The organism is Enterobacter sp. V89_11, assembly GCF_029967775.1.
Lineage (GTDB): Bacteria > Pseudomonadota > Gammaproteobacteria > Enterobacterales > Enterobacteriaceae > Enterobacter > Enterobacter ludwigii.
The window spans coordinates 47,898-61,131 of the sequence record NZ_JASCAN010000001.1 but is presented as its reverse complement, the minus strand read 5'-3'; the positions used below and the strand labels follow the sequence as shown (position 1 = coordinate 61,131).

Sequence of the window (13,234 nt, the reverse complement as noted above, 5' to 3'; positions counted from 1 at the left end):
TCGGTAAAAAATCCCCGACAAACGCTGAAAAAACGTGCGTTTAAATTTCACAAAGGGATCATTTCGTCGCTTTTCACCCTGTCTCGCAGAACCTGCGCTTTCGACTGGTATCATGCCCGCGAAATCCCTATAATTGCCGCGTTTGACGCTCCGGCGTCGTCCTTCCTTAACATCCAGGTTAATCAGGTCGCTAAATTTATGACTGATAAGTCTCATCAGTGCGTCATTATAGGCATCGCCGGCGCATCGGCTTCAGGTAAAAGTCTTATTGCCAGTACGCTTTACCGCGAACTGCGTGAACAAGTTGGTGATGAGCATATCGGCGTCATTCCCGAAGACAGCTATTACAAAGATCAATCCCATCTGTCGATGGAAGAACGCGTAAAAACTAACTATGACCATCCTAATGCGATGGATCACAGCTTACTGTTCCAGCATTTAGAAGCACTTAAAAGCGGCCAGGCAATAGAACTTCCCGTCTATAGTTATGTAGAACATACCCGTACGCAGGAAACGATCCGTATCGAACCGAAGAAGGTCATTATTCTTGAAGGTATTTTGCTTCTGACCGACTCCCGTCTGCGTGAATCAATGAACTTCTCGATTTTCGTCGATACGCCGCTGGATATCTGCCTGATGCGCCGCATTAAGCGTGACGTCAATGAGCGTGGACGTTCGATGGACTCCGTGATGGCGCAATACCAGAAAACTGTCCGCCCGATGTTCCTGCAATTCATTGAACCATCCAAGCAATACGCCGATATCATCGTGCCTCGTGGCGGTAAAAACCGCATAGCCATTGATATCTTAAAAGCGAAAATCAGCCAGTTTTTTGAATAAGCCGCGCGAATTGTGTACCGTTCAGGGATAACCTGGTTTTGCCCTGAGTCTTTATGGCTTCAGGGTACGATGCATGAAAGGAGAAAGTGCGATGCGTCTTTGTGATCGCGATATTGAAGCCTGGCTGGATGAAGGCCGTCTGTCTATTACACCACGTCCACCCGTGGAGCGTATCAATGGTGTGACTGTTGATGTGCGCCTGGGAAATAAATTCCGCACCTTTAGCGGCCATACCGCACCGTTCATCGACCTTAGCGGGCCGAAGGATGAAGTCAGCGCCGCACTTGATCGCGTGATGAGTGATGAAATCGTTATTGACGAGGGCGAAGCCTTTTATCTGCATCCGGGTGAACTGGCGCTGGCGGTGACCTATGAATCCGTGACGCTGCCTGCGGACCTGGTCGGCTGGCTCGATGGCCGTTCTTCTCTGGCGCGACTGGGGCTGATGGTTCACGTGACCGCGCACCGTATCGATCCAGGCTGGTCGGGCCGTATCGTGCTCGAGTTCTTCAATGCCGGTAAACTGCCTCTGGCACTGCGTCCGGGGATGATGATCGGCGCATTGAGCTTTGAACCGCTAACCGGTCCGGCAGATCGTCCTTATAACCGCCGTCAGGACGCTAAATATCGCGACCAGCAGGGTGCGGTCGCGAGCCGTATTGATAAAGACTGATCGTTAGTCCACTGAGGATGCTATGAGAAGAGTTCTGACAACGCTGATGATTTTGCTGGTGGTTCTGGTTGCTGGCCTTTCGGCGTTAGTCCTGCTTGTTAACCCTAATGATTTCCGTGCTTACATGGTGCGGCAGGTCGAAGCGCGTAGTGGTTATCAACTGAAGCTTGATGGGCCGCTGCGCTGGCACGTCTGGCCGCAACTCAGCATTCTCTCAGGCCGCATGTCGTTAACCGCGCCGGGTGCCTCCCAGCCGCTGGTCTCTGCCGATAACATGCGTCTTGATGTGGCGTTGATCCCGCTCTTTTCACACCAGTTGCAGGTCGACCAGGTGATGCTGAAAGGGGCGGTGATTCAGCTGACGCCGCAAACTGAAGCCGTGCGTGACTCGGATGCGCCGGTCGCCCCGCGGGAAAATACGCTGCCCGACGAGCCGACGGATACGGGCTGGTCATTTGATATAGCCAAACTGAAAGTCGCCGACAGCGTGCTGGTTTTCCAGCATGAGTCCGACGAGCAGGTAACCGTCCGTAACATCAACCTGAAGATGGAGCAGGACGCCCACCATATTGCCTCGCTGGAGTTTAGCGGAAGGCTGAACCGCGATCAGCGCGATCTGAATCTGTCGTTGAACGCCAACGTGAATGCCTCAGATTACCCCCATCAGCTCACGGCGGATATTCAGCAACTGAACTGGCAACTGACGGGAGCCGATCTTCCTGCCCAGGGGATCACCGGTCAGGGAACGCTGCAGGCCGTGTGGCGCGAAGAACAAAAACAGCTTGAGCTGGATAATCTCAACCTGCAGGCGAACGACAGCAGTCTGACAGGGCAGGCGAGCGTCACGCTTGAGGAGAAGCCGAAGTGGGTAATGAATCTGCAGTTTGACAAGCTCAATCTGGAGAACTTACTTCCGCCTCAGCCAGCAGGTGCAACCGACGGTAACGCTGCTCAGAATGGGCAAAGCCAGCCGTCCAAGCCGCGTCCGGTCATCTCCTCGAGTCTTGATCAGCCAGACTATAATGGTCTGCGCGGATTCACGGCTGATATCTTACTGAAAGCTAACAGCCTGCGCTGGCGCGGTATCGATTTTACCGACGTGAGCAGCCAGATGTTTAACCATAACGGTTTGCTGGTGATCTCCGAACTGAGCGGCAAAATGGGCGCCGGACATCTTTCTCTGCCGGGCACGCTGGACGTGCGTAAAGAGACGGCCAGCGCCGAATTCCAGCCGCGTCTCGACAACGTTGAGATTGGTACCATCCTTAAAGCCTTTAATTACCCGATCTCCTTAACGGGCCAACTGACGCTGGCGGGTGACTTTTCGGGGACGAAGATTGATGCTGAGGCTTTCCGCCGCGAATGGCAGGGGCAGGCCCATCTTGATCTGAAAGACTCCCGTATGGAAGGGCTTAACTTCCAGCAGCTGGTGCAGCAGGCGGTGGAGCGCAGCAGTGATGTCAAAGCCCAGGAAAACTACGACAGCGCAACGCGCCTCGACAGCTTTACCACTGACCTGACGCTGGATAATGGGCAGCTCACCCTCGACGGAATGCAGGGGACCTCTTCACTCCTGTCGTTAACCGGTGAAGGTAAGCTGGATCTGGTGAAAGAGACGGCGGATACCCGATTTAACGTGCGGGTACTTTCCGGCTGGCAGGGTGAAAGTAAACTGATCGACTTCCTTAAAGAGACGCCGGTTCCGCTCACTGTCTATGGCAAATGGCAGGCGCTGAATTACAGCCTTCAGGTGGATCAGATCCTGCGCAAACATCTGCAGGACGAAGCGAAACGTCGTCTGAACGACTGGGCGGATCGGAATAAAGATTCACAGTCAGGGAAGGATGTGAAGAAGCTGTTAGATAAGCTTTGATGCCCGAGCGCCCGGTAGCGCACATGCTACCGGGCAAAACAACTCACTAAACCTCATAGTCCAGTTCTTCATCATCCCGCAGTGGAGTGAGCTGCACCTTCTGTACACGGTGGCTCTCAACCTGCAACGTTTTAAGCAGATAGTCCCCCACCTGAACCTCTTCTCCCGGCTGCGGGATACGCTGCAAATATTCCATCAGCAGACCGGCAATAGTGTGGTATTCGCGTTTTTCATCCAACGGCAGCGGCACATATTGCACCAGGTCTTCCAGCGGCATATGGCCGTTCGCCGTCCACGACCCGTCGGCATTTTTCTGGATGTCGTGGCGCGCATCAATCTCATCCACCTCGTTGGGCAAATTACCGGCGATGGTTTCCATGACGTCGCTGAGCGTGACCAGTCCTTCAACGGAACCGAATTCATCCACCACAAAGGCAAAGTGAGTGCGCGCGTTACGGAACTGCTCAAGGGCAGAAAGCAGCTGCAGTCCTTCAGGGAAGACCAGCGGCTGGCGTACCAGGGCGCGCAGATTGAGTGCTTCACCGTGCAGCTGCTGTTGCAGCAGGTCGATGACGTGCACCACGCCCAGCAACTCCTCTTCCTCTTCACCGCCGGTGACAACCACGCGGGTGTGCTGGTTTTTATCCAGCAGGGCGCGAATGTGCTCCTCCGGTGCCGTCAGGTCTATATGCTCGATGTCATGCCGTGATGTCATGATGCTGCTGACCGTCCGCTGATTCAGATTGAGCACCCGCTCAATCATCAGTCGCTCCTGCGGATTAAAGATCAGCCCGTCACTGTGATCGGCAAGCATCGCGGCGGATTCCGCATCCAGTTCTGCATCCTCTTTTTTCCCGCTCAGCAGGCGCATGACCGTGTCGGCCGTGCGTTGACGTAACGTCTGATTCGCTGAGAGGAAGCGGCGACGGTTGAATATCGCCAGCTGGTTCAGCGCTTCAATCATTACTGAGAAACCAATGGCGGCATACAGATAGCCTTTCGGAATGTGGAATCCAAACCCGTCTGCCACCAGGCTAAAGCCAATCATCAGCAGGAAACTCAGGCAGAGAATAACAATGGTCGGGTGGCTGTTAACGAACCGGGTCAGGGCTTTACTTGCCATCACCATCAGCGTAATGGCAATGATCACTGCGGCCATCATCACGGCCAGGTGGTCAACCATCCCGACGGCGGTGATCACCGAGTCCAGTGAGAAGACGGCGTCCAGCACCACGATTTGCGCCACCACAGGCCAGAATTTTGCCCCGCGTCGCTGGGTCGGGTTTTCACTGTCTTTGCCTTCGAGCCGCTCATTAAGTTCAACCGTCGCTTTAAACAGCAGGAACAAGCCACCGAAGAGCATGATCAGGTCACGGGCGCTGAAGCTCAGGCCGTGAACGGAGAACAGAGGCTGTGTCAGCGTGACCAGCCAGGAGATAGAGGCCAGCAGCAGCAACCGCATCACCATCGCCAAAAGCAGGCCCGTTACGCGAGCGCGGTCACGCTGAGAAGGGGGCAGTTTTTCGGCGAGGATGGCGATAAAGACCAGATTATCAATACCGAGCACCAATTCGATGACGACCAGCGTCACCAGTCCGGCCCAGATTGATGGATCGGCAATCCATTCCATAGTAATAGCAATACCTTCTGTTATATGACGAATGTCACACTTCGATCATGGATAAAGCGGCGGGAAATTGCAATGCCGGGCTGAGATTTCTCTTAATAAGGCCGAACAAAAAGAGAGCAATACGCTGGCGCTGTAAATAAGGTAATTACTTATATTTTATTACGCACAGTACATTTTAGGATATATCGCAATTAATGGTTTTTATTGTTGCTTTGTCAATATAAAGAAAATCCTAAAAGGTCAAAACTTTGCTCTTAATATTAATCTTAAAAACAGTTATTAGGACAGTTGTCTCCTTGCCTGCTATTAGGTTAGCTGCAACAATTCCTCCAGCATCAAATGTTAAATCTCCTTGTTGCTATTATTGTTTCGGTCTTCAGGAATGGTTATTGATTATCCGTCGGGCGTTTTTGCGGCTGATATATTTCCAGAAGACCTTGTTCAAGAGGGTGTCTATCCATAACACATTGTTTAGTCAGTGGATTGGTAACTGAAAGCCAAGGGCGGTAGCGTGCCTGAAAGCGTGTGAATCAGCCTCGATTATTCTGTCAATAGCCAATGGATGAATAAGCTTTTTTTAGGACTGATGCCAGTTATATTTCTATTTGATTAACTGCATGCTGAAACCCAATACGACCCGGCTTATTTTAAATTGCACAGGATAATTACTCTGCCAAAGTGATAAATAATCAATGATGAAATCCAAAATGAAATTGATGCCATTATTGGTGTCTGTGACCTTGATGAGTGGTTGTACGGTCTTTCCCGGCAGCAATATGTCAACAATGGGTAAGGATGTGATCAAGCAGCAGGATGCCGATTTTGATCTCGACAAAATGGTGAATGTTTATCCACTCACGCCACGTCTGGTCGAACAATTACGCCCACGTCCGAATGTTGCTCAGCCGAATATGTCTCTGGATCAGGAGATTGCCTCCTACCAGTACCGCGTGGGGCCGGGTGATGTCATCAACGTCACCGTCTGGGACCACCCTGAACTGACCACACCAGCGGGCCAGTACCGTAGCTCAAGCGACACCGGTAACTGGGTACAGTCAGACGGCACCATGTTCTATCCCTATATTGGCAAGGTACACGTTGCCGGGAAAACGCTCGCCGAAATCCGCAGTGATATTACCGGCCGCTTAGCGCAGTACATCGCCGATCCGCAGGTGGACGTTAATATCGCCGCATTCCGCTCGCAAAAAGCCTATATCTCCGGACAGGTGAATAAATCCGGCCAACAGGCCATCACCAACGTACCGCTGACCGTTCTGGATGCCATTAACGCCGCCGGCGGTTTAACCGACGGTGCCGACTGGCGCAACGTGGTTCTGACGCACAACGGCAAAGAGCAGCGCATTTCGCTGCAGGCGCTGATGCAAAACGGTGACCTGACTCAGAACCGTCTGCTCTATCCGGGCGACATTCTCTACGTACCGCGCAATGACGATCTGAAAGTGTTCGTGATGGGCGAAGTTAAGAAACAGAGCACCCTCAAAATGGACTTCAGCGGCATGACCCTGACCGAAGCGCTGGGTAATGCAGAGGGTATTGATCTGACCACCTCCAACGCCACCGGTATCTTCGTGATCCGTCCGCTGAAAGGTGAGGGCAGTGCGAAAGGCAAGATTGCCAACATCTACCAGCTGGATATGTCCGATGCGACGTCTCTGGTGATGGCAACGGAGTTCCGTCTCCAGCCATACGATGTGGTGTATGTCACCACCGCACCGGTTGCCCGCTGGAACCGTCTGATCAACCAGTTGCTGCCAACCATCAGTGGCGTTCGCTACATGACGGATACGGCGCGCGACATTCATACCTGGTAATCCGCGATGTTTAACAAAATTCTGGTGGTATGCGTGGGGAACATTTGCCGTTCCCCCACGGCTGAACGGCTGCTGAAACTCTACCAGCCCGAACTGACCGTTGACTCCGCAGGGCTGGGTGCGCTGGTCGGTAAAGGTGCCGATGAGCGCGCAACGAGCGTGGCCCGCGATCATAACCTTTCGCTCGACGGGCACATCGCCCGTCAGGTCACCGGCCGTATGTGCCGGGAGTATGACCTGATCCTGACGATGGAAAAACGCCATATCCATGCGCTGTGTGATATCGCACCGGAGATGCGCGGCAAGGTGATGCTGTTTGGTCACTGGGACAATGAACGCGAAATCCCCGATCCATATCGCAAAAGCCATGAGGCCTTCGAGGCGGTATACACCTTACTTGACCAGTCTGCCCGTCAGTGGGCGCAGGCACTGAAAGCTCAGCAGGGATAACAATGACAGAAAAAACAAAACCTTCTGCCGCCCCGACTTCGGGCAGTGATGAAATCGATATTGGTCGCCTGGTCGGCACCGTCGTAGAGGCAAAGTGGTGGGTGCTTGGGATCACCGCCGTGTTTGCCGCGGCGGCCGTCGTCTATACGCTGTTTGCGACGCCCATCTACAGTGCCGATGCGCTGGTGCAGATTGAGCAGAATACCGGTAACTCGCTGGTGCAGGACATTGGCTCCGCACTGGCGAACAAACCGCCGGCCTCCGATGCGGAAATTCAGCTGATCCAGTCGCGCCTGGTTCTGGGTAAAACCGTTCACGACCTCGGCCTTGATATTTCCGTCACCAAAAATACCTTCCCGATCTTTGGTGCCGGCTGGGACCGTCTGATGGGACGCAGCAACGACACGGTCAAAGTGACTGACTTTGTGCTGCCAAAAGGAAGCGCGGATCAGACCTTTACCCTGACGGTGTTAGGCCCGAAACAGTACCAGTTGACCAGCGATGCGGGCTTTAGCGCGCGCGGTGAAGTGGGGCAGATGCTGACGAAACAGGGTGTCAGCATGATGGTCAGCGCGATCCACGCCCAGGAGGGCGGTGAATTTACCGTGACCAAATTCTCCACGCTGGGAATGATTAACAATCTGCAGAACAACCTCACCGTCACCGAAAACGGCAAGGACACCGGTGTCCTGAGCATGACCTTTACCGGTGAAGATAAGGATCAGATCCGCGACATCCTCAACAGCATCACCCGCAACTATCTTGAGCAGAACGTTGAGCGTAAATCGGCTGAAGCGGCGAAAAGCCTGGCATTCCTCGCTAAACAGCTTCCGGAAGTCCGCGCTCGTCTGGATGATGCCGAGAACAAGCTGAACGCCTATCGTCAGGATAAAGACTCTGTCGACCTGCCGCTGGAAGCGAAATCCGTTCTCGACTCGATGGTTAACATTGATGCGCAGCTTAACGAGCTGACCTTCAAAGAAGCGGAGATTTCCAAGCTTTATACCAAGCGTCACCCGGCCTACCGTACGCTGCTTGAGAAACGCCGCACGCTGGAAGAAGAGAAGGCGAAACTCAACGACCGCGTCACTGCGATGCCTAAAACGCAGCAGGAAATCGTACGTCTGACCCGCGATGTGGAATCCGGACAGCAGGTGTACATGCAGCTGCTGAATAAACAGCAGGAGCTGAAAATCACCGAAGCCAGTACCGTTGGTGATGTGCGCATCGTTGACCCGGCCATCACCCAGCCTGGGGTGTTGAAGCCGAAGAAAGCCCTCATCATTCTCGGCAGCATTATTCTGGGTCTTATCCTCTCCATCGTTGGCGTGCTGCTTCGCTCGCTGTTCAACCGTGGAATCGAAAGCCCGCAGGCACTGGAAGAGAGCGGTATCAACGTCTACGCCAGCATCCCGCTGTCGGAGTGGCAAAAATCGCGTGACAGCGTCAAAACCACCAAAGGCGTTAAGCGTTACAAACAAAGCCAGCTGCTGGCCGTGGGTAACCCAACCGATCTGGCCATCGAAGCGATTCGTAGTCTGCGTACCAGTCTGCACTTCGCCATGATGCAGGCCAAAAACAACGTCCTGATGCTGACCGGTGTCAGCCCGTCAATTGGTAAGACCTTTGTTTGTGCCAACCTGGCGGCGGTGGTGAGCCAGACCAATAAACGGGTGCTGCTGATCGACTGTGATATGCGTAAGGGCTATACCCACGAACTGCTGGGTACCAATAACGTCAACGGGCTGTCGGAAATCCTGCTGGGCAAAGGTGAGATTAGCCAGAGTGCAAAACCGACGACGGTGCCGAAGTTTGACCTTATTCCGCGTGGTCAGGTGCCGCCAAATCCATCAGAGCTGCTGATGAGTGAACGTTTTAGCGAGCTGGTGGAGTGGGCGAGCAAAAACTATGACCTGGTGTTGATTGATACCCCACCAATTCTGGCGGTGACCGATGCCGCCATTGTGGGCCGCCATGCCGGCACCACGCTGATGGTGGCGCGTTACGCGGTGAACACGCTGAAGGAAGTGGAAACCAGCCTGAGCCGCTTCGAGCAAAACGGAATTGAAGTGAAAGGGGTGATCCTGAACTCCATCTTCCGTCGTGCGACCGGTTACCAGGACTACGGTTACTACGAGTACGAATACAAGTCTGACAGTCACTAATCGTTAGCTTTCGGGGAAGACCATGACTACACAACGCCCTTTAGTTTCTATTTATATGCCGACATGGAATCGTCAGCAGCTGGCGATCCGCGCAATAAAATCTGTGCTGCGACAGGATTACGATAACTGGGAACTGATCATCGTTGATGACTGTTCTTCCTCGTACGAACAGCTGCAAAAGTTTGTGACTGACCTTAACGACCCGCGCGTGGTTTACACGCACAACGAGATTAACTCCGGTGCGTGCGCGGTGCGTAACCAGGCGATTATGCAGGCTAAAGGCCAGTATCTGACCGGCATCGACGACGATGACGAATGGACGCCGAACCGTCTGTCGATCTTCCTGTCGCACAAAGCACAGCTGGTGACGCATGCGTTTTTGTATGCCAACGACTATGTCTGTCAGGGTGAAGTTTACTCGCAGCCTGCCAGCCTGCCGTTGTATCCGAAATCGCCTTACTCACGCCGCCTGTTCTATAAACGCAACATCATCGGTAATCAGGTCTTTACCTGGGCGTGGCGCTTTAAGGAGTGCCTGTTCGATACCGAGCTGAAGGCTGCGCAGGATTACGACATCTTCCTGCGCATGGTGATGGAGTATGGCGAGCCGTGGAAGGTGGAAGAGGCGACGCAGATCCTGCATATCAATCACGGGGAGATGCAAATTACCTCGTCGCCGAAGAAATTCTCTGGTTACTTCCACTTTTACCGCAAGCACAAGGACAAGTTCGACCGTGCCAGCCGGAAGTATCAGCTGTTTACCCTCTATCAGATCCGCAATAAGCGCATGAACTGGCGCACGCTGCTCACGTTGTTGTCCGTGCGTAACGGCAAGCGTCTGGCTGATGGACTTCGGGGGAAATAATGTTTCTGGAAGATTGCCGCGCTAACAGCTGGAGCCTGCGCCCGTGCTGCATGGTTCTGGCGTACCGCATCGCGCATTTTTGCTCGGTGTGGCGCAAGAAAAATGTTTTAAACAATCTCTGGGCAGCACCGGTGCTGGTGCTGTACCGCATCATTACTGAATGTTTTTTTGGTTATGAAATTCAGGCCGCTGCCACCATTGGTCGCCGTTTTACCATTCATCACGGTTATGCCGTGGTGATCAACAAATTCGTTGTAGCCGGTGATGATTTCACTATTCGCCACGCGGTCACCATCGGTAACCGTGGGCCCGACAGCCTGGCCTGCCCGGTGATTGGCAATAACGTCGAGCTGGGTGCGAACGTGGTCATCATTGGCGACATCACGATTGGTAACAACGTCACGATAGGCGCAGGCAGCGTGGTGCTGGACAGTATTCCGGATAACGCGCTGGTGGTGGGTGAGAAAGCCCGCGTGAAGGTGATCAAATGAACATTCTGCAATTTAACGTCCGTCTCGCAGAGGGCGGGGCGGCCGGTGTGGCGCTGGATCTTCACCAGCGCGCGCTGCAAAAAGGACTTCAGTCTCGTTTTATTTACGGTTATGGCAAAGGCGGTAAGAAAAGCGTCAGCCACGATAACTACCCGCAGGTGCATAAGCACACGCCGCGCCTGACTTCCGTGGCCAACATTGCCTTGTTCCGCCTGTTTAACCGCGATCTGTTTGGCAATCTTAATACCCTTTATCGCACCGTGACGCGCTCCCAGGGGCCGGTTGTGCTGCATTTCCACGTGCTTCACAGCTACTGGCTGAATCTGGAAGAGGTGGTAGCGTTTTGCCAGAATGTGCAGGCCCACAAACCGGATACCCGCTTCGTCTGGACGTTGCACGATCACTGGAGCGTGACCGGTCGCTGCGCCTTTACCGACGGGTGTGAAGGCTGGAAAAGCGACTGCCAGAAGTGCCCAACGCTGAGCAACTATCCGCCGGTGAAAGTAGATCGTGCCCATCAGCTGGTGGCCGGAAAGCGCCAGCTGTTCCGCGACATGCTCTCGCTCGGCTGTACGTTTATCTCTCCAAGCCAGCACGTGGCCGATGCCTTTAACAGTCTGTATGGGGCAGGGCGCTGTCAGATCATCAATAACGGTATCGACGTGGCGACGGAAGCGATTCTGGCCGAACTTACCCCGGTTGCAGAAACCCCGGGTAAACCAAAAATCGCTATCGTTGCGCATGACCTGCGTTACGACGGCAAAACCAATCAGCAGCTGGTGCGCGACATGATGGCGCTGGGTGACAAGATTGAACTGCACACCTTCGGCAAGTTCTCGCCGTTCGAAGGGGCTAACGTGGTGAATCACGGGTTTGAAACCGACAAGCGCAAACTGATGAGCGCCCTCAATGGGATGGATGCGCTGGTATTCAGTTCGCGCGTGGATAACTACCCGCTGATCCTGTGCGAAGCGCTCTCCATCGGTGTGCCGGTGATTGCCACCCACAGCGATGCGGCACGTGAAGTGCTGGAAAAATCGGGCGGGACCACGTTTGCGGAGCATGAGGTGCTGCCTCTGGTGCAACTGTCGAAGGCGCAGATCGCGCAGGCCGTTTTTGGTACCGACCTGGAATCGTTCCGCAACCGCAGCCGCAAGGCCTACAGTGGACAACAGATGCTGGAGGAATATGTCTCGTTCTATCAGAGTCTGTAGTTATCTGCTGCTGCCGCTGATTTACCTGCTGGTCAACGTCAAAATTGCCCAGCTTGGCGAAAGCTTCCCGATAACCATAGTGACCTTCTTGCCCGTTCTGCTTCTGCTGTATGTCGACAAAATCAACCTCAAGAAGCTGATGATGGCCTTAGGGCTGGGCGTGGGTCTGACGCTATTTAACTACATCTTTGGTCAGTCTCTGGATGCCAGTAAATACGTCACCTCCACCATGCTGTTTGTTTATATTGTCATTATTATTGGCATGGTCTGGAGTATTCGTTTCAAGGTTATTTCGCCACACAATTATCGGAAAATCCTTAGGTTCTTTTATATTGCCGTTGCGTTAATTGTTATGCTTGCTGCACTGGAAATGGCGCAAATTATTTTGACCGGTGGCAGTAGCCTGATGGAGATAATTTCGAAATATCTCATTTACAGTAACAGCTATGTATTGAACTTCATCAAGTTTGGCGGAAAGCGTACGACAGCCCTCTATTTTGAACCGGCGTTTTTTGCTCTGGCACTAATCTCAATTTGGCTCAGCATCAAACAGTTTGGTATCAAAACCCCTAAGACCGATGCTATGATTCTTGCAGGAATTGTTCTGTCAGGATCGTTCTCAGGGGTAATGACATTTATCCTGTTTTACCTGCTGGAGTGGGCGTTCCAGTACCTGAACAAAGATGCGATTAAGAAAAAACTGCCGCTGGCGATTATCTCTCTGACAGTATTTATGGTTGGCGTGATATTTGCCTTCCCGTACATCTCAGAACGCCTGGGAGATTTGGGAACCGAAGGCTCGTCATCCTATTATCGTATCATTGGTCCACTGGTGATGGTGGGTTATTCCTTAACCCATATCGATGGTGTAGTAAGATTCGGCTCACTTTACGAATATGTTGCATCATTCGGAATCTTTAACGGTGCGGATGTCGGTAAAACCATAGACAATGGCCTGTATCTGTTAATTATCTATTTTTCGTGGTTCGCCGTACTGTTGACACTGTGGTATCTGTTTAAAGTTTTCAAAATGATGATTAACGCGTTTGGTGATAACCAGAACTTTCGCGTGCAGCTTTATCTGTTTACACCGGTGTCGTTGTTTTTTACCGGGTCAATATTTAGCCCGGAATATGCTTTCTTGATTGTCTGTCCGTTTATTCTGCGCAAAGCGCTTAATATTACGAACGTATGACGAAAT

At 52.9% G+C, this 13,234-nt stretch carries 11 protein-coding genes; 10 read left to right on the top strand and 1 reads right to left on the bottom strand.

Annotated elements, in window-relative coordinates:
• The first annotated feature begins 198 nt into the window (after nucleotides 1-198).
• The 3 genes from udk to asmA all read left to right on the top strand — a co-directional run bounded on the left by udk (nucleotide 199) and on the right by asmA (nucleotide 3,386).
• Nucleotides 199-840, top strand: a complete 642-nt coding sequence (gene udk, locus QLG09_RS00285; RefSeq protein WP_020883256.1) for a uridine kinase — start codon at nucleotides 199-201, stop codon at nucleotides 838-840.
• A 91-nt stretch (nucleotides 841-931) separates the two neighbouring features.
• Nucleotides 932-1,513: a dCTP deaminase gene (gene dcd / locus QLG09_RS00280; protein WP_020883257.1), complete on the top strand. Its 582-nt coding sequence runs from the start codon at nucleotides 932-934 to the stop codon at nucleotides 1,511-1,513.
• Between the two features lie 22 nt (nucleotides 1,514-1,535).
• Entirely contained in the window at nucleotides 1,536-3,386 is a 1,851-nt protein-coding gene (gene asmA, locus QLG09_RS00275; RefSeq protein WP_032680627.1) for an outer membrane assembly protein AsmA, read from the top strand.
• A 46-nt stretch (nucleotides 3,387-3,432) separates the two neighbouring features.
• Here asmA and QLG09_RS00270 read toward each other — a convergent pair whose 3' ends face one another.
• On the bottom strand, nucleotides 3,433-5,016 hold the full coding sequence (locus QLG09_RS00270) for a TerC family protein (RefSeq protein WP_126487905.1): 1,584 nt from the start codon (nucleotides 5,014-5,016) through the stop codon (nucleotides 3,433-3,435).
• Nucleotides 5,017-5,708: 692 nt separating this feature from the next.
• Between QLG09_RS00270 and QLG09_RS00265 the strand changes: the two genes are divergently transcribed.
• The 7 genes from QLG09_RS00265 to wcaD are packed head-to-tail and all read left to right on the top strand — an operon-like array spanning nucleotide 5,709 to nucleotide 13,228.
• On the top strand, nucleotides 5,709-6,848 hold the full coding sequence (locus QLG09_RS00265) for a polysaccharide export protein (protein WP_014170829.1): 1,140 nt from the start codon (nucleotides 5,709-5,711) through the stop codon (nucleotides 6,846-6,848).
• Between the two features lie 6 nt (nucleotides 6,849-6,854).
• A complete protein-coding gene (gene wzb / locus QLG09_RS00260) occupies nucleotides 6,855-7,298 on the top strand; it encodes a low molecular weight protein-tyrosine-phosphatase Wzb (RefSeq protein ID WP_063215308.1) in 444 nt (147 codons plus the stop codon).
• A 2-nt stretch (nucleotides 7,299-7,300) separates the two neighbouring features.
• Nucleotides 7,301-9,463, top strand: a complete 2,163-nt coding sequence (wzc, locus tag QLG09_RS00255; protein ID WP_020883260.1) for a tyrosine-protein kinase Wzc — start codon at nucleotides 7,301-7,303, stop codon at nucleotides 9,461-9,463.
• Nucleotides 9,464-9,485: 22 nt separating this feature from the next.
• Nucleotides 9,486-10,328 carry a colanic acid biosynthesis glycosyltransferase WcaA gene (wcaA, locus tag QLG09_RS00250; RefSeq protein WP_014170826.1) on the top strand — a complete coding sequence of 281 codons (843 nt, stop codon included), beginning with the start codon at nucleotides 9,486-9,488 and terminating at the stop codon, nucleotides 10,326-10,328.
• The gene (wcaB, locus tag QLG09_RS00245; RefSeq protein WP_014170825.1) at nucleotides 10,328-10,819 is read left to right on the top strand and encodes a colanic acid biosynthesis acetyltransferase WcaB; all 492 of its coding nucleotides are present in this window, start codon (nucleotides 10,328-10,330) and stop codon (nucleotides 10,817-10,819) included. Before wcaA ends, wcaB begins: the two co-directional genes overlap by 1 nt.
• Nucleotides 10,816-12,033 (top strand): colanic acid biosynthesis glycosyltransferase WcaC, encoded by a 1,218-nt coding sequence (wcaC, locus tag QLG09_RS00240; RefSeq protein ID WP_282488664.1) that lies wholly within the window; start codon nucleotides 10,816-10,818, stop codon nucleotides 12,031-12,033. Before wcaB ends, wcaC begins: the two co-directional genes overlap by 4 nt.
• The gene (gene wcaD / locus QLG09_RS00235) at nucleotides 12,008-13,228 is read left to right on the top strand and encodes a colanic acid polymerase WcaD (RefSeq protein ID WP_020883262.1); all 1,221 of its coding nucleotides are present in this window, start codon (nucleotides 12,008-12,010) and stop codon (nucleotides 13,226-13,228) included. The genes wcaC and wcaD overlap by 26 nt, the downstream gene beginning before the upstream one ends.
• The last annotated feature ends 6 nt before the right edge of the window (nucleotides 13,229-13,234 follow it).